Annotated in this window: 15 protein-coding genes; 7 read left to right on the top strand and 8 right to left on the bottom strand. The window is 71.5% G+C overall.

Annotated elements, in window-relative coordinates:
* Positions 1–966, bottom strand: a complete 966-nt coding sequence (locus AB0E24_RS21510; RefSeq protein ID WP_359379040.1) for a zinc-dependent alcohol dehydrogenase family protein — start codon at positions 964–966, stop codon at positions 1–3.
* Between the two features lie 167 nt (positions 967–1,133).
* Between AB0E24_RS21510 and AB0E24_RS21505 the strand changes: the two genes are divergently transcribed.
* Positions 1,134–1,769, top strand: coding sequence for a TetR/AcrR family transcriptional regulator (locus tag AB0E24_RS21505; protein WP_174882456.1), 636 nt, complete (start codon positions 1,134–1,136; stop codon positions 1,767–1,769).
* Positions 1,770–1,946: 177 nt separating this feature from the next.
* Complete coding sequence (locus AB0E24_RS21500) at positions 1,947–2,855, top strand: phytoene/squalene synthase family protein (protein WP_102933457.1); 909 nt, start codon at positions 1,947–1,949, stop codon at positions 2,853–2,855.
* Positions 2,856–2,900: 45 nt separating this feature from the next.
* On the opposite strand, the gene AB0E24_RS21495 is transcribed toward AB0E24_RS21500, so the two are convergent.
* Complete coding sequence (locus tag AB0E24_RS21495) at positions 2,901–3,557, bottom strand: hypothetical protein (protein ID WP_099012400.1); 657 nt, start codon at positions 3,555–3,557, stop codon at positions 2,901–2,903.
* A gap of 332 nt (positions 3,558–3,889) precedes the next feature.
* Between AB0E24_RS21495 and AB0E24_RS21490 the strand changes: the two genes are divergently transcribed.
* Positions 3,890–5,017 (top strand): zinc-binding dehydrogenase, encoded by a 1,128-nt coding sequence (locus AB0E24_RS21490; RefSeq protein WP_147965005.1) that lies wholly within the window; start codon positions 3,890–3,892, stop codon positions 5,015–5,017.
* 57 nt (positions 5,018–5,074) lie between these two features.
* On the opposite strand, the gene AB0E24_RS21485 is transcribed toward AB0E24_RS21490, so the two are convergent.
* The 5 genes from AB0E24_RS21485 to AB0E24_RS21465 form a co-directional block, all read right to left on the bottom strand.
* The gene (locus tag AB0E24_RS21485) at positions 5,075–5,875 is read right to left on the bottom strand and encodes an aminoglycoside adenylyltransferase domain-containing protein (protein WP_359379035.1); all 801 of its coding nucleotides are present in this window, start codon (positions 5,873–5,875) and stop codon (positions 5,075–5,077) included.
* Between the two features lie 59 nt (positions 5,876–5,934).
* Complete coding sequence (locus AB0E24_RS21480) at positions 5,935–6,441, bottom strand: hypothetical protein (RefSeq protein WP_093701539.1); 507 nt, start codon at positions 6,439–6,441, stop codon at positions 5,935–5,937.
* A 160-nt stretch (positions 6,442–6,601) separates the two neighbouring features.
* Complete coding sequence (locus AB0E24_RS21475; RefSeq protein WP_359379031.1) at positions 6,602–8,827, bottom strand: xanthine dehydrogenase family protein molybdopterin-binding subunit; 2,226 nt, start codon at positions 8,825–8,827, stop codon at positions 6,602–6,604.
* A 9-nt stretch (positions 8,828–8,836) separates the two neighbouring features.
* Positions 8,837–9,820, bottom strand: coding sequence for an FAD binding domain-containing protein (locus AB0E24_RS21470; protein WP_079256160.1), 984 nt, complete (start codon positions 9,818–9,820; stop codon positions 8,837–8,839).
* Positions 9,817–10,383 (bottom strand): 2Fe-2S iron-sulfur cluster-binding protein, encoded by a 567-nt coding sequence (locus AB0E24_RS21465; RefSeq protein ID WP_167499854.1) that lies wholly within the window; start codon positions 10,381–10,383, stop codon positions 9,817–9,819. The genes AB0E24_RS21470 and AB0E24_RS21465 overlap by 4 nt, the downstream gene beginning before the upstream one ends.
* Before the next feature lie 238 nt (positions 10,384–10,621).
* Between AB0E24_RS21465 and AB0E24_RS21460 the strand changes: the two genes are divergently transcribed.
* A complete protein-coding gene (locus tag AB0E24_RS21460; RefSeq protein WP_359379028.1) occupies positions 10,622–12,745 on the top strand; it encodes an ATP-binding protein in 2,124 nt (707 codons plus the stop codon).
* Here AB0E24_RS21460 and AB0E24_RS21455 read toward each other — a convergent pair.
* Positions 12,672–14,438, bottom strand: a complete 1,767-nt coding sequence (locus AB0E24_RS21455) for a hypothetical protein (RefSeq protein WP_359379025.1) — start codon at positions 14,436–14,438, stop codon at positions 12,672–12,674. The two genes, AB0E24_RS21460 and AB0E24_RS21455, sit on opposite strands and share 74 nt — an antisense overlap.
* A gap of 281 nt (positions 14,439–14,719) precedes the next feature.
* Between AB0E24_RS21455 and AB0E24_RS21450 the strand changes: the two genes are divergently transcribed.
* From AB0E24_RS21450 to AB0E24_RS21440, 3 genes are all read left to right on the top strand, one after another.
* Positions 14,720–14,953: a DUF6480 family protein gene (locus tag AB0E24_RS21450; RefSeq protein WP_069862336.1), complete on the top strand. Its 234-nt coding sequence runs from the start codon at positions 14,720–14,722 to the stop codon at positions 14,951–14,953.
* A gap of 89 nt (positions 14,954–15,042) precedes the next feature.
* Complete coding sequence (locus AB0E24_RS21445) at positions 15,043–15,558, top strand: DUF6328 family protein (RefSeq protein ID WP_069862338.1); 516 nt, start codon at positions 15,043–15,045, stop codon at positions 15,556–15,558.
* A gap of 74 nt (positions 15,559–15,632) precedes the next feature.
* Positions 15,633–17,111 carry an aminotransferase class I/II-fold pyridoxal phosphate-dependent enzyme gene (locus AB0E24_RS21440; protein WP_359379020.1) on the top strand — a complete coding sequence of 493 codons (1,479 nt, stop codon included), beginning with the start codon at positions 15,633–15,635 and terminating at the stop codon, positions 17,109–17,111.
* Positions 17,112–17,126: the final 15 nt, after the last annotated feature.

Here is a 17,126-nt window from a genome sequence, read left to right as displayed (position 1 = left end):
CTACGGTGTGAGCACGATCCTGCCGAACACCTCGCCCGCGTCCATCTTCCGGTGCGCCAGCGCGGCTTGCTCCAGCGGCAGCCGCTCATGCACCACCGTGCGCAGCTCGCCGCGGCTCGCGGCATCGAACTGCGCGGTCCGTACGGCACGTCGATCGGGCTCCGACACGGTGGCGGCGCTGAAGGTGGCGAACGACATCGACTTCTGGAACGCCGCCATCATCGCCATGCCGAAGTCCGCCGGTGGCTGGCCGCCGACCGCGCCGACGGCCACCATGCGGCCGTTCGGGTTGAGCTTGGCGAAGAAGGAGGGCATGTCCGCACCGGCGATGATGTCGATGATGACGTCATAGCCCGCGGGAGCGTCCGCGCCGCCTCCCTGGCCTGAGCGGTCCAGCACATGGGTGGCGCCCAGCTTGCGCAGCCGATCGCCACGCTCGGCCGACGACGTCGTGACCGCCACGGCGCCGGCGCCACCGTGAGCCGCGAGCTGGACCGTCATGATCCCGAGGCTGCCGCCCGCGCCACGCACCAGTACCGACTCGCCCGGAGCGAAGTGGGCATGGGCGAGGCCGAAGTGCGCCACCATTCCGGAGCTGCCCAGCGTCACCGCGTCGACGGCGGAGAGGTCCGCGGGGAGCGGGAAGACCTCCTCGACCGCGGCGATCGCGTGTTCCACGTAGCCGCCGCCCACACCGGTGAACGCCCACACCCGCCGGCCGACCCAGGACGCGTCGACGCCGTCGCCGACCGCGGTCACGGTGCCCGCCACCTCGCTGCCGGGGATATGGCCCTCCTCGAAGCCATACGTGGCGAGAGTGCCGCGCCGGATCACGGCGTCGACACCGCCGACGCCGATCGCCTCGTTCCTGATCAGCACCTGTCCGGCGGCGGGGGCCGGGACAGGAACGTCGATGACGGCCAGACCTTCGGGACCTCCGAACGTCCGGATCGTGACTGCCTTCAAAGTCGTCTCCTTCGTCTCCTCGATCCGGGACCGATGTCTCCTGGATTCGGGATCGATGTCTCCTGGATCCGCGGCCGATCGGGACCGGCCCGCACTCGGGGAAGCAGGGAGCTTCCCTGCGTTCGGACATTAACGGACGCCCCCGTCCGGTTAGCTAAAGTGAGAGCGTGACCGACCGTTTGCCTCACCCTCTGCGCTCCGACGCCCTGGACAACCGCGACCGCATCCTCGACGCGGCCCGCGCCCTCTTCGCCACCGAGGGTCTGAAGGTGCCGATGCGGGAGATCGCCCGGCACGCCGGGGTCGGCCCCGCCACCCTGTACCGCCGCTTCCCGACCAAGCAGATGCTGGCCACCGAAGCCTTCACGGACGAGATGCGCGCATGCCGCGCCATCGTCGACGAGGGGCTCGCCCACCCGGATCCATGGCGTGGCTTCCGCCTCGTGATCGAGAAGACCTGTGAGCTGCACGCTCGGAGCCGGGGCTTCACCGAAGCCTTCATGGCGACCTTCCCCAACGCGATCGACTTCGTCGCGGAGCGCGCGTACGCGCTGAACTCGATCGCGGAACTGGCCCACCGCGCCAAGGACGCCGGCCATCTGCGCCCCGACTTCGTCCTGGACGATCTGATCCTCATGCTCATGGCCAACAGGGGCATCCAGACCACATCGGAAGCCGCCCGGGTCGCGGCCTCCCGGCGCTTCGCCGCGCTCGTGATCCAGGCGTTCCAAGCCTCGCCGCAGCACTCACCGCTACCGCCGGTGGCACGCCTGGCCCCCGCGGCGCCACGCGAGGCCGGGTGACCAGGGCCACCGTGTCCTGTGTCCGCCCTGTGGCGCGGGACGGCGACGGTAGCCTCTACCGCGACGGTGGCACGGCCGGACGCCACCGGTGGTTCGCACGGGCGGGGGCCGGGACCGGTGGCTCGCCTGAGGCCGCGAACGACCGGCCGGGAGACCGAGGAATCGGGAAGGACGGGTATGGGTCTGTGGGGCAGGGCGCTGGATGCCGCGGGGATTAGCGATCCGGGGCTGCGGGAGGACTACACACACCAGCGGAAAGTGGTCGCGGGCTACCGGCGCAGCTCCTACCTCGCCGCGCGCCTGCTGCTGCCTCTGCCACTGCTGCCGCATCTGATCGCGGCGACCGCCTTCATGCATCGCACGGACACCCTCCTCGACAGCGGCCCCGTCGCGGAGCGCGCCGGGGCCTGCGCGGAGTGGGTGAAGGAGGTGCGCGACGGCCTGGCAAGTGGCGGAAGCGACCACGCCGCCGTACGGCCGCTGCTGCACACCGTCTCCGCGCACCCCGGGCTGCGCGACCGGGTCGAGGACTTCCTCGACGCCGCCGCGACGGAGCTGGAGTTCACCGGATTCGCCACCGAAGCGGACTACCAGCATTACGTGGACGCGTATGCGCTACCCGCGTTCATGCTGATCGCGAGCCTGTTCACCGGGGAGGACCCCGAGGCGGGCTACCGCGAGGCGTGCCGGACGTACATCGACGGAAGTCAGCGCCTGGACTTCGTCAACGACCTCTCCGAAGACCTCGCCGACGGGCGCCTGAACGTGGTGCGGGAGACGCTCGACGCGTACGGTGTCACCCGCGCCGACCTGGAGAACGCCCGGGACACCCCGGAAACCCGGAGCCTTCTGGCACATCTGATCGGCCAGGCCCGCGAGTGCCTGTCCGCCAGCCGACACCTGGTCGGCCTCGCGCCGCCCGAGGGCCGGCCGCTCTTCCGCGCCATGATCGAGATCGAGCAGCTCACGGCCACGGCAGCCGCCGCCAAGGGCCCCGGCCTGCTCCGCGCCCCCGCCCGGCCACCGGTACCGGCCACCGCCCGGGTGCTTCTCCGGGAGCGCCGCCACGCCCGTCAGCCGCGCTGAACCGAACGGCGAGGCGCGCGTGTTCGCCTCGCCGTCCGTGGCTTCTCAGGAAGCGTGCGCCTCGCTGGGCCCGGCTGCCTCACTGGGCTCGGCCACCTCGGTGTCCGCGTCCGTGGTGGCGGCCGAGTAGAAGACGGACTTCTGCTGCTTGGTGCGGTGTGCCTGGCCCTTGGCGACGAGTGATTCGAGCGTGCTGCGCACGACCGTGCCCTTGAACTCGCGTTCCGGAAGGGCCTGGGTGAGGGCGGTGGTGATCTCGGCCGCCGAGCGGGGCTCGCCGTGCTGGGTGAGGTGGTCATGCACGAGATCCCGAAGAGAGGGCACACCCGCCTCCCGCACCCGCTTACGGCCCGGACGACTCCCGGCCGCCTCCGCCTCCTTCCGTTTGCCGCCGGTGGCGTCGGCCTTCTTCCTCGGCTTGCGCGTGGCGGGCGGGGCCGGGGACTCGCTTATCGCGGCCACCCCATTTCCGGAGCCGCTGGGGCCGCCGTTCTCCAGGACACCCGCGGTGGCGTCGTCACCAAGGGTTTCCCGCATGCTGAGCAGAAGTGCCCGGTTGCCTTCCAGCACCGCCAACTGCTGTTGCAGCGCCGCGATTTCGGAGTCCAGACGTTCGCGCTCCGCGGAGTTGCGTTCCAGATCGGCGGCGACCTGAGCGGCGTACTGGGACTTCAGGCTGGCGTTATCGGCAGAAGTGTCCACTGCAAGCTCCCTCATCTGGGCGCATTCCATGTTGCTGCTGGATGGTACATGTGTGTGAACGCCGAGTGGAGGTTGCCCTCGTCATTGCCGGCGAACTGTCAAGCCCGGCAACACCGTTGCAATGACACCTTCGGGCCGCGCGGCCGCGTGTGCCGGAGTCGCACGGCGGCCTCGAGCCATCGCGGTCGGCCTCTCCGCGCAAACCCACCAGGGTCACCCGGCGTTGGCCGTATGCGGCAGACTGCGTGCGGCATCGTGATCACTCGCCGCTCCCGGACCGGCGTGTGGCGACCTGGCCCGGCAACCGGCCGAGCACCTGAAAGGAACCACGGATGACCTTGGACGCACGACCGATACGATCCGACGCGGACGCGGCCGGCTCAGCGGACTCAGCGGCGGGCGCGGTGGCGGATGTCCTCCCGGCCACGATGCGCGCGGCGCGGTTCGACACGGCGGCGGGCACTCTGAAGGTCGAGGATGTGCCCGTGCCCCGGCCGGGGGTGGGCGAGGTTGTGGTCAAGGTGGCCGCGTGCGGTATCTGCCAGTCGGATCTGAGCCAGCTGGACGGCCATATCGCGCCCCGGCTGCCGGTGGTCACCCCCGGCCATGAGGCATCGGGTGTGGTGGCGGCGGTCGGCGGTGGCGCCGGGCACTGGAAGGCGGGCGACCGGGTGGTCCTGGGCGCGGGGAGGGCGTGCGGCACATGTCCGGCCTGCCGGTTCGGCGGTGGCACGAACACCTGTGAGGACCTCCAGGTCATGGCCTTCCACTACGACGGCGCCTGGGCCGAGTACGTCCTGACCGACGCCACCACGCTCATCGCCGTGCCCGGCTCCGTACCCCTGGAACACGCCGCCGTGCTCGCCGACGCCGTCTCCACCCCGTACGGCGCCATCGACACCGCCCAGCTGCGGTCCGCCGAATCCGTGGGCATCTGGGGGCTGGGCGGCCTGGGCACCCACCTCGTACAGCTGACCCGCATCTGCGGTGCGTCCCCGATCGTCGCCCTCGACCCCCTGCCCGCCGCCCGCGAACGCGCCCTCGCCCTGGGCGCCGACTTCGCGCTCGACCCGACGGACGACGACACCCGGGCCAGGCTGAAGGAGATCACCGGCGGCAAGGGCCTGGACGTGGCCTTCGACTGCGTGGGCCGCACGCCCACCTTCACCCAGGCGGAGCGGGCCCTCGGCCACCGGGGCCGCCTGGTGCTCGTCGGGATCTCTCCCGACCCTCTGGCCATGGGCCCGGAACTGCACTTCGTGCGCAACCGCCACACCGTGATCGGACACACCGGATATCGCATGGAACATCTGGAGGACCTGGTCGAGCTGACCGCCCGGGGCCGTCTGGACATCTCCGGGTCGGTCAGCGCGATCCTGCCACTGGAAGAAGTGAACGAGGGCATCCGCCGGTTGCGTGAGCGGGAGGGCAACCCGATCCGCATCCTGCTGCGGCCCTGAGCGCGCGGCTCGAGCAAGCGGTCGGCCTCTGCCGTGGGCGAAGGCCGCGGACCCCGCTCAGGCCCCGGTCGCCCGCGCGGCCTGCTCGACCCGTTCGCGTACCCAGGTCAGGAAGGCCCGCACCTCGGCGGTGGGCAGCGGGACCGCGGAGGAGCGGGGACGTTCGAAGCTGTGCACCGCGGCCTCGATGAGCGGCCGGAACTCCCCCTCGGCCAGGGCGACTTCACGCGCCGCCACGCGCTTGGCCAGCCAGCGGCCCGTACGGCAGAACACCACCGAGCGGCAGCCGTTGAGCACACGGTTGTCCGCGAGGTGGCCTTCGCCGTCGCTGTGCTCACGGACGGAGGCGCGGATCGCGGCGAGCAGGTCCCGGCGATCCGGCGCGGCGATCACCTCCCGGGCCGGGCGGCCGAACAGCGTCAGCCCGGTCTGGTGGGCGACGGAGCGGTCGATGACGTACCAGAACGCCGGGGACCGCGCCGGGTCGAAGCCGGCCCGGTCCGGCAGCAGCGGGCCGGTGTTGAGGTCCAGGAGGTACCCGGCGTCGCCGGAGGGGCGGCTGACGAAATCCGTTCCGTAGACCACCAGTTCCAGGCCCGCCGCGGGGCAGGGCAGATGCGGGTGGGCGAGGGCCGTGGCCAGGTCGTGCAGGGCCGATCCGGGCAGTGACGGCTCCACGACGACCGTCACATCGACGTCGCTGCGGCCGTGCCGATAGTCCCGGAGCGCGAGGGAACCGACCGCGAGGACGCTCACCAGCTGAGGCCCGCACACCGTGCGGGTGCGCCGGACAAGCTCTTCCAGATAGGGCCGCGGTTCCGTGGGAAGGGACGGCGGGTCCTCGCGAGTGTGGGCCACCTGCCCAGTATCCCTTGCGTGACGTGAGTGGGTGGATGGCCGTCGGCGCTGGAATCGCCTTACGGAACATCCCGTGTGGCGTCGGCATCCCATGCGTACACAGCGGTCACGGCCTTGACGAACGCGTCGTGATGTTCCTCGATCCGCCTCGCCATCCACGACTCGATCGGCTGCCCGTCGTCGAGGACCCGTTGCACACCGATGAAGGTGAGCGACAACTCGTTGGCCGCGCTTCGGACCGTCTCGGGGCCCACCACCTTGACCCGTAGTTCGGCCGAGCGGAACCGCTGCTTCGCCGCCTCCACGGCCTGTGCTTCCGTCGTGGGCAGGATGAGGGCGTCCGTGTACGCGTCGATGGCCCCCAAGATGACCTGATAGGCGTCATGCCGGGCCTGTAAGAGCCAGCGATCCGCCTCCGCCTGCGCCTGGTCCCTCACCTGCTGGCGCGCGGCCTCCACGGTCTTCTCGCCGCCGATACGCGCCGCCCGCGCCGAAAATCCGCCACCGATGAGGGCACCGAGAAGGGCGGCCATACTGGCGAAGAAGGCCGCGAGTCCCTGGTCCATACGGCCTCCCCCTGCCCCGCGCCACCGCGGCAACCCATGCAGCTTTGCTTACCGCCGCCGAGAGTCATGCGCAAGGGCGGGAGCACGGCGTGACACGCGCACCGGGCCACCGGACGGTGCCCGACGGGCTCGGTGGCCGCGCCGGTTGAACGAGACGCGCTCACGCGTCCATGGGCGGCAGTCCGGGCAGCAGCTTCTCGATCGTGATGGGGAAGTCGCGTACGCGCACTCCCGTGGCGTTGAACACCGCGTTCGCCACCGACGCACCGGACCCGCAGATGCCCACCTCGCCGAGGCCCTTCGCGCCGAGGACGTTGGCCTTGTCGTCGTACCCCTCGAGGACGACGACATCGACGTCGGGGATGTCGGCGTGGACCGGCACCAGGTACCCCGCGAAGTCCCGGTTGACGAAGGCGCCGGAGCGCGGGTCGACGACGGCCTCTTCCTCGAGGGCCGCGCCGACCCCCCAGATCATGCCGCCGATCAGCTGCGAGCGGGCCGTCTTCGGATTGAACACACGGCCCACCGAGTACACGCCGAGCATCCGCCGCAGACGGACCTCGGCGGTGTCCGCGTCGACCCCCACCTCGGCGAAAGTGGCCCCGTAGGTGTTGATCGAGTAGGCCGAGTAGTTCGGATCGTCGCCCATGAAGAGGGTCCGGCCCTCCGCCTCCACACCCTCGGGGTGGTTGCGTGCGACGATCTCGCCCAGCGACTCGGACGCGCCGTCGATGCCCACGTTGCCATCGGAGAACACGGCGTTCGCCGGGTCCAGGCCGTGCAGCGGGGAGCGTGTGTCGTCGCGGGCCGTGTCCAGCAGCTTCTCGCGCAGGGTCATGCAGGCCCGGTGCACCGCGGTGCAGGAATTGGTGGCGCCCCATGAGCCGCCGGACCCCCAGCTGGTGGGGTGATCGGAACGTCCCAGCTCGATCCGCACCCGTTCGAGCGGTAGCCCGAGTCCCTCGGCCCCGACCTGGGTCAGGATGGTGTAGGTGCCCGTGCCGATGTCGGTCATGTCCGTCTGGATGACCGCGGTGCCGTCCGTCTCCAGCCGCACCCGGACCGCCGTCGGCCCCTGGAAGTGTCCCCGGATGGCGGCCGACATGCCGTACCCGATCAGCCACTGCCCGTCGCGTACGCTCGCGGGGGTGGCCGGGCGGTTCTCCCAGCCGAACCGGCGCGCGCCTTCGCGCAGACAGTCCACCAGATGCCGGTCGCTGTACGGCACGTCCCGTTCGGGATCGACGGTGGGCTCGTTGCGGATCCGCAGCTCGACCGGGTCCATCCTGAGCGCATCGGCCAGTTCGTCCATCGCCGACTCGACCGTCAGCATGCCCGGCGCCTCGCCCGGCGCGCGGACGTCCGTCCCGCGTGGCAGGTCGAGTGCCGTCAGCCGGTGGCTGGTCAGCCGGTGGGGCGCGGCGTAGAGGCTGCGGGTGGTGGCGGCGGTCTGCTCCGCGTATTCGATGTCGGGGTTGGTGTGCATGGTGACGTCGTGGGCGATCGCGGACAGCCGTCCGTCGCGCCCCGCGCCCAGCCGGACCCGCTGGCTCGATGTGGGACGCATGCCGACCAGCTGGAAGACCTGCTGGCGGGTCATCGCGACCTTGACCGGCCGGCGCAGCGTACGGGCGGCGAACGCCGCCAGGATCGTCTCCGAATGGATGCCCAGCTTGGAGCCGAATCCCCCGCCGACGAAGGGGGCGAGGATATGCACCCGCTCCGGGGCCATCCGCAGTGTGCTGGCGACCGAGTCCCGCGCCGCGTCGGTGATCTGGCAGCTGACGTAGATGACCAGGTCCTCGCCGCGCGGCTCCGCCATGCACGCGTTCGGTTCGATCGGCAACGAGAACTCGTACGGCGTCGTGTACTGCTGGTCGACCTTGACCTCCGCCCCGGCGAACCCGGCGTCGAAGTCGCCCACCGCGGTGTCGGTGGGGAGGCCGGCGTTGACCGTCTTGGGGATGTAGACGTCTTCGAACTCGCCGAAGTCGAAGCGCCCCCGCCCGGCGCGGTATTCGACCTCGACGAGATCGGCCGCGGCCCGGGCCTCCTCCAGGGTCTCGGCGACGACCAGCGCCACCGGCTCGCCGTAATAGTGAATGTCCGGACCGGTCAGCACCGGCTGGGCGCGCCAGTACTCGAAGGGAATGGACTCGTCGCGGGGGCCCTGCTCGGGGGTGTTGAGATAGGTCATCACCAGCTGCACACCGGGCGCGCGTTCGGCGTCCTCGGTATCGATCCGGGTGATGCGGCCCTTGCCGATCGTCGCGCCGACGATGAAGCCGTAGAGCGGCTGACCGGCCTCCCAGTGCTCGTAGGCGTAGGTCGCCCGGCCGGTGGCCTTCAGCGGGCCGTCGACGCGGTTCACAGCTTGCCCGATCATCTCGCCTCCTCAGCTCGCCCCGGCCGCTTGCGCCAGCGTGCGGCACAGCGTGCGCTTGGCCAGTTCGATCTTGAAGTCGTTGTGCCCCCGCCCGACCGCGTCGCGCATGGCCGCCTCGGCGGCGGCGCGATAGGTGGCCATCGTGGCCGGACGGCCGGTCAGCGCGTTCTCCGCCTCGACGGACCGCCACGGCTTGTGCGCCACACCGCCGAACGCCACCCGTGCCGCACTGATCGTTCCGCGCTCGGTCGAGACGACGGCCGCCACCGAGACCAGCGCGAACTCGTAGGACGCACGGTCCCGCACCTTGCGGTAGAGCTGCCGGCCCGGCAGGGGCGGCGGCAGCAGCACACCCGTGATCATCTCGTCGGGCTCCAGCACATTCTCGATATGCGGTGTGTCGCCCGGCAGCCGGTAGAAGTCGGTGATGGCGACGCGGCGCGTCGAGCCGTCGGCGCGCAGCAGCTCGATCTGCGCTTCGAGCGCGGTCATCGCCACGGCCATGTCCGAGGGGTGGGTGGCGATGCAGGAGTCGCTGGCGCCGAGGATCGCGTGTATCCGGTTGAATCCGCCGATCGCCGCGCAGCCGGATCCGGGATCGCGCTTGTTGCAGTCCGCGGCCGTGTCGTAGAAGTAGGGGCAGCGGGTGCGCTGCACCAGATTTCCGCCGGTGGACGCCTTGTTGCGCAACTGGCCCGAGGCGCCGGACACCAGCGCCTCCGACAGTGCCGGGTAGCGGGTGCGCACGCGGGCGTCGGCGGCCACGTCGGAGTTCCGCGCCTGGGCGCCGATGCGCAGTCCACCGTCCGGCAGTTCCTCGATGTCCCGCAGCGGAAGCCGGCTGATGTCCACCAGATGGCTGGGATCCTCGATGTCGAGCTTCATCAGATCGAGCAGATTGGTGCCGCCGCTGATGAACTTCGCACCGGAGCGGGACACCGCGGCGACGGCGGCTCGTGGGTCCGTCGCCCGCTCGTAGGTGAAGGACCTCATCCCGGACCTCCCTCCGCGTTGCCGCGGATGGCCGCGACGATGTTCGGGTAGGCGGCGCACCGACAGATGTTGCCGCTCATCCGCTCGCGGATCTCGTTGTCGGTCAACGCGATCCCCGGCGTGGCCACATCGGCGGTGACATGGCTGGGCCAGCCCGCTTCCACCTCGGCGAGCATGCCGACGGCCGAACAGATCTGGCCGGGGGTGCAGTAGCCGCATTGGAAGCCGTCACGTTCGACGAAGGCCCGTTGCATAGGATGCAGATGGCCGGGATCGCCCAAGCCCTCGATCGTCACGATCGCGTCGTTCTCATGCATCACGGCGAGCGTCAGACACGAGTTGACGCGGCGGCCGTTGATCAGGACCGTGCAGGCGCCGCACTGCCCGTGGTCACACCCCTTCTTGGTCCCGCTCAGACGCAGGTGTTCGCGCAACGCGTCGAGCAGCGAGGTCCGTGGATCCACCTCGAGCTGCCGCACCTGATCGTTGACGTTCAACGTGATCGCCGAGAGTGGGGCCATCTCGCCCTGGCTCCGCCCCACGGCGGTTTCTGAAGCGCTCATCATGGCCCGCCTTCCTCGCCAGGCGCAGGTGCCACCGTGGATGTGCGGCGCCACCGCCGGGCACGCTCTCCTTCTTCAGGCTCTCGCAAGAACGCGACCGCCGCACCGCGAGGATGTGGTTCACGGCGTGTCGCCCGCGGATAACTGATTGTGTGCGGGGAGGTTCGACTGTTCCCCGTCATGGCCACGGGGATACAGTCCGGCCAGGGTTCGGATGGGTACCAGGGGAGGGGCCGGTGTGTTCGAGGTCGTGACGGTGAGTGCGCTCACCGCGTTCCTCACCGCGGTGGGGAACGGCGCCGCCGGGGAGATGGGCAAGCAGATGCTGCTGTCGACGGGCGCGCTGGTGAGACGGACCCTGGGGCGGGAGACACCGCTGCCGACCACCCCGGAGGGGTGGGAGGTGCTGGCGCGGGAGATGCATCCGCGGCTCGGCCGGGACGGGCGGCGTGGCGGTGAATGGGCCCTTCTGCTGCGGAGCTTGCCGGATTCGGCGGTGGCGCTGCGGCCCGGGGCTCAACTGCCGCCCGCCACGCGCGACTTCACCGACCGTCAGACCGTCCTGCGGCAGCTGAGGCGGGAGGCGACCCGCGCCGCGGCGGGGCGGCCCCGGGTCGCGCTGTTATACGGGCCGCCCGGGATCGGCACCAGCGCGGTGGCCCTCCACTGGGGCGCCGACCAGGTCGCGCGGTACCCCGACGGGCAGTTCTACGTCGACCTTCGCGATGCCCCCGGGGAGAGCGGGCTGGAGCCGTCCGCCGTCCTGCTGCGCCTGCTCGGTCGGATGGGCGTCGAGCCCGAGCTGATTCCGCCCGCGGAGCCGGCGCGCGTGGAGCTCTATCGGCGGATGCTGACCGGCCGCAGGGCGTTGGTGGTGATCGACCACGCGTCCTCCGCGGCGCAGGTCCGCGGCCTCGTTCCGGCCACGCCGGAGGTGTTCCTGCTGGTGGTCGCCTCCGGTCCGGCCTTCGCGCTGGAGGCGGAGCGCATCGCGGTGCCTCCGCTGAGCGACCGGGACGCGGTGAAGATGCTGCGCAAGGTGGCGGGGCCCGAGAAGGTGGCGCTGGCCAAGCCGCGGATGCCGGCCCTGCTGGGCGATTGCGCGGGCAACGCCTTCGCCCTGAAGGCCGCGGCGATGAGCCTGCTGGCCGAGGAGCCGCCCCTGCCGGAGGACATGGCGGAGTCCTCGGCACGCCATCCGGTGCACGGCATGGTGCGGAACGCCTGCCGCCGCCTCCGGCCGGATACGGCGCGGCTCTGCCGGCTGACCGCGCTGGGCGGCTGGCCCGCGCTCGACGCCCGGCTGGCCGCGGAGACCGCGCAGGTGGGCCGGGAGGAGGCCGCCGGGATGCTTGTGGAAGCGGCCGAGGTACAGCTGGTGGAGCCCCTGGGCGACGGCCGGTACCGATTCCGGCCCGAAGTGCGTCATGCGCTGGCGGACACCGCGGCCTTGGAACACGGCATCCCGGAGTGCTCCGCGGCCATCTCCCGGGCCCTCGACGGACTGCTCAACCGAGCCCTGCACGCCGCGCACGCGGCGCTGCCGCAGAGCTGGCGGACCGAGCCCGCACCGGCGGAGGGCACCGCGTACCGCGACGAGGCCGAGGGCATGGCGGTGCTGCTGGCCGAGGCCGGAAACGTGGTCCGGGCGGTTTCGGTGGCGGAGGAGTACCAGCACATCGACACCGCGCTGCGGCTGGCCCGCGCGCTGTGGCCGGTCCAGCTGAAGGCCGGGCGGTGGGACGAGGTGCTGCCCGCCCTCCGGGTCGGGGCACGGTGTGCCGACCGGTATCGCGCGGATTCCCGCATGGCGGGCGCGCTCCACTTCCAACTGGGGCACTGCCTCGGCGAATTGGGGCGGGCGGAGGAGGCCGACCGCGAAGTGCGCACCGCCGCCGCGTGTGAACGCGCGGCGGGCCACGTACGGGGCGAGGCGTCGTCCCTGGAGATGCTGGGCCTGCTGAGTCTGAACCGGTGGCGTTACGAGGCGGCGTACGAGCGGTTCGTCGAGGCGGAGCGCGTCTACCGGCGGATCACCCCCGGCCAGGAGGGCGCGGAGGACCTGCCACGGGCCCTCGCCCTGGCCGAACGCCACCAGGGCCGAGCCCTGCGCGGTCTGGGCCGGCTGGAGGAATCCCGCGTACGCCTGGAGGCCGTACGGGACTTCTTCGCGGAGCGGGGAGAGGCGTACAACCAGGCCCGCACCCTCACCGACCTCGCCGAGACACTGCACGACGCCGGCGACGACGCCGAGGCGTTGACGAAGATCACCGAGGCCGAGCGGCTGCTCAACCCGGAGCAGGCGACCCCGCATCTGACGCATCTCGCCCGTCTGCGGCTGCGCTGCCAGGCCCCGCGCTAGCGGGCGCCACCGCCACCGGGTGCACACCGCCGGCCGTGTGCACCCGGAGCGTCGTCCCACCGGGCGGCACGGTGCGGCCGCCCGCCAGCCATGCGTGCAGCGAGGAGGCGTACGCCGCCGGGTCGGCGTCCGCGCCCGGGCCCGCCGACAGCTCGAACACGCCGTGTTCCCGGCTGCGCACGGTGCAGCGGTCCGGTCCGCTCACATACACGGCGAGCGCACAGTGCGGATACCGGTCCAGCACCTCCGCGGTCCACTCCCTCGGGCCACCGAGGCGGGGGTCGTCCGGCCGCCCCTCGCGTACGATCACGTCGGCCGGCTCCAGGTCGCCGGGGTCCCGGGTGTCCTCGTGCACGGCGAGATGGGCCTCGCCCACGGCGTCGTACGGGTGGCCCGTGGTGCGCTCGACCCGGACCTCGGTTCCGTGCACACGCGTACGGACGTTGAGGGGAGCCGTGCGCCGTGGCGGATCGTACGGTGGCAGCGGCAGCGGCTCCAGCAGCGCGGGGGCCGCGGGCTCGGGGAGATCCATCAGCGTGTAGAAGAGCCGCCGCAGCAGCGCCGCCGAGGCGCCCGGGGCCGAGCTGGTGAACTCCGCGGGACCGGGGAGCGGGCGGTGCCACGCCAGCAGTTCCTCCAGCTGATCCCGTGGCGGGCCGTGTGGATCGAGTCGCGGCGCTTCCCGGACGAACGTGGCGAGTGGCGCCGCCGGATCCAGTCTGTCCCGGGTGGCCGACGCCAGCAGTACGGGGATGCCCAGCGCCGCCGCGTAGTAGGAGACCGCCCCGAAGTCCCCCACGACGACATCCGCCGCCAGCAGGGCCTGCCGCCAAGCGTGTACGGGGTCGATCAGGGTGAGGCCGCCGCGGCGGGCCCGGTCCAGCCACACCCGGATCTGCCCCGGGCCGTGCCCGTACCAGATGTTCGGATGCAATACGGCCACCAGCCGGTAGTCGTCGGCCGGCAACTCGGCGGCGAGCCGGGGCAGCAGACTCGGCAGGACGTCGTGGTCACCGCCGTTTCCGAAGAGACCCTCCGGGTTCCAGGTGGAGTTCAGCACCACGAGCCGCTGACCGCGCCGCACGCCCAGCGCCCGCCGGAACCGCTCCCGGTACGGCCGGCCGGCCAGCAGGCGGTCGAAGCACGGGTCGCCCGCGAGGACGGCCGCCGCCTCGGCTTCGGGACAGGTGTTTCGCAACCGCTCCAGCTGCTCCGGATGGGACAGTACGAGACCGTCCACGAAGGGTTCGCCGTTCGCCAGCAGCCACTCCGGTGACAACCCGAACGTCGGCTCCTGACCCCCGGCCCCCGGCGCCATCAGCTTCTTGGTGTATCCGACACCATGGGACAATACGGCCAACTTGCCGTGCAGACGGTGGAGTTGTCCACCGAAGCTGGCGGAAACCGCCAGGTCCACCGGTGTTTCCAGCGCCTGTTCCCACGGCAGCACGGGCAGACCCAGCTCCGCGAACAGCTCGCGGATGCCACCTTGGAACGCGGATGACTCCGTCGACGTGGCCAGCAGCTGTACTCGAAAGTCGTCGTGGAACAGCGGCAGCACGTCCAGCAGCCGCCCGGCGGAGGTGACGTTGTGCACCACCAGCAGAACGCGGCGATGCGTCGCGCGGCTGGCCCAGCGATCGGAGTCCGCACCGACCGGTACCCGTATGGGCAGGGGATCGGCTGACCCCACTCGTCACCTCCTGCTGGTCACGCAACGTCGTCGGTAAGCGCGGTCGGCAGCGCACCACGTTATCGCGTGTCCGGGCCGCCCACGCCCCACCAGCCGCGAGTGCGATCCGGGCGCCTGGCCGGGACCGCGCGACAAGAAGCCGTTCCCGTACGCCACGCACGCCGTGACGTGCCCGGCGTGGCTTCCGCCGTATCGTGGGAAGCCACCGGGGAGAGCGCCTCGAACGGGGTGGCGGAACCCGGGCAGCCGACGCGCCGCAGGCGGAGAGGAGCGCATCGGACATGGACCAGAGGAACCCGGCCACTGACCCCGACCGCACTCCCCGGCTCCAGCCACATGTGGGAGTACCCCCGGGGGAGACCCCACCGGCCGAAGACGGCCTCTCGGAGACGGGTCCGCGGGAGACGTACAACCCCACGAAGGGCTGGTCGAAGGGCCCCACGATCGTCATCTGGCTCTTCGTGGCGCTGTTCGTGGCCTTCTGTATCGCGTTCGCCGTCGACGTGCTGAGGTGACCCGAGGGCTTCTCCGGGGTTCGGCCGTGTGATGTTCGCCCTTCGGGGCGGGTGGGAACCCGTGGCGGGACCCGAAGGAGGTCCCGCAGATGCGTGACGACCACGACACGCCGGGGAACGGCGGCCACGAGGCACGGTCCGGTCGTGTGGAGACCCGCGAGGAGCGGGCGGACCGCAGATGGGCCGAACTGCTCCAGGAGGTGAGGGTGACGCAGACGGGTGTGCAGATCCTGTTCGCGTTCCTGCTCACCGTCGCCTTCACACCGCGTTTCCAGGGTCTGGGCCAGGTGGACCGGGGCATCTACGTCGTGACCGTCCTGCTGGGGGCGGCGGCCACCGGCGCGCTGATCGCGCCGGTGGCCCTGCACCGGATCGTCACCGGGCGCCGGCTGAAGCCGGAAACCGTGGACTGGGCTTCCCGCTTCACCGTGGCCGGGCTGGTGCTGTTGCTGTGCACGGTGGCGTCGGCGCTGCTGCTGATCCTGCGTGTGGTCGTGGCCGATGTGACCGCGTTCTGGCTGGTGGCCGCGGCCGTGATCTGGTTTGTGACCTGTTGGTTCGTACCCGCGGTGTGGCTTTTCCACCGCTCGCGCAGGGAGCGCTGAGGGATGCGCCGCCCGGCCGTACGGCCCGGCGTCCCGTACGGTTTTCCGTTCAGGTGGCGGGGCACCCGTCGCGCATGGATCACATGGAGGCTCCCGTTCTGGAGGCCCTGGCCCGGTACCACCGGCGCGGGGCCCTTCCGTTCACTCCGCCCGGGCACAAGCAGGGCCGGGGTGCCGACCCGGAGGTCGTCAAGGTTCTGGGGGACGAGGTGTTCCGCACCGACCTCCTCGCTTTCGGCGGCCTGGACGACCGGCTGGGGTCGGGCCGCGTGCTGGAGCGTGCGGAGGCGCTGATGGCGGACGCGGTCCGGGCCGGGCACACCTTCTTCTCGACCTGCGGCAGTTCGCTCTCCGTCAAGGCGGCGATGCTGGCGGTGGCAGGACCCCACGAGACCCTGCTGGTGGGCCGGGACGCGCATAAATCGGTGGTCTCCGGCCTGATCATCTCCGGTGTCCGGCCGGTCTGGGTGGAACCCGAATGGGACGGTGCCCGCCATATCGCGCATCCGCCGTCGGCCGCGTCGTTCGAGCGGACCTTCGACGCGTGCCCGGAGGCCAGGGGAGCCCTGGTGACCAGCCCCACTCCGTACGGGTCCTGCGCCGACCTGGCGGGGATCGCCGAGGTCTGCCATCGGCGCGGACGCCCGCTCATCGTCGACGAGGCGTGGGGAGCGCATCTGCCGTTCTGCTCCGAGCTGCCGAGCTGGGCCATGGACGCGGGCGCCGACGTCTGTGTGACCAGCATCCACAAGATGGGCAGCGGCCTGGAGCAGGGATCGGTGTTCCACCTCCAGGGCGATCTGATCGACCCGGCCGTCCTGAGGTCCCGCGCCGATCTGCTCGGCACCACGAGCCCGTCCGTGCTCCTCTACGCGGGAATGGACGGATGGCGCCGCCAGATGGCGCTGGGCGGCGAGGAACTGCTCGGCGCGGCCCTGCGCCGGGCGCATGCGGTGCGCGAGGAGATCGAGGCCATCGGCGGACTGCATGTGGACGGGCGCGCGGACTACGTGGGCCCGGGACTCGCAACCGACTTCGATCCGTTCCCCGTCGTCATCGACCTCACCGGTCTCGGGGCCAGTGGCTACCGGGCGGCCGACTGGCTCCGGGACCACCACGACGTCAACGCACACCTCGCCGACCACCGCCGGATCAGCGCCCAGCTCACCCACGCCGATGACACCTCGACGACCGGCGCGCTGCTGACGGCGCTGCGCGACCTGGCCGGCCATGCGGACGAGCTGCGGCCCGCTCCCGAGGTGGCCGTGCCGGCACCGGGCGAGTTGCGGATGGCGCAGTCCTGCCTGCCGCGTGACGCCTACTTCGGCTCCGTGGCCGATGTGCCCCTGGCCCGCGCGGCGGGCCGGGTGGCGGCCGAGACGATCACCCCCTACCCGCCGGGCATACCGGCCGTGCTGCCCGGCGAGGTGCTGAAGCAGCCGGTCCTGGACTATCTGCGGACCGGAGTGAAGGCCGGGATGAACCTCCCCGACGCGGCCGACCCCGGGCTGGACACCATCCGCGTCCTGGTCGAGGGGACCGGGGCCGATTGACGCACACACCGGCGC

This window comes from Streptomyces malaysiensis subsp. malaysiensis, assembly GCF_040653035.1.
Lineage (GTDB): Bacteria > Actinomycetota > Actinomycetes > Streptomycetales > Streptomycetaceae > Streptomyces > Streptomyces malaysiensis.
Note: the sequence above shows the minus strand (reverse complement) of the source record. Positions and strands in the feature narration are given on the sequence as shown.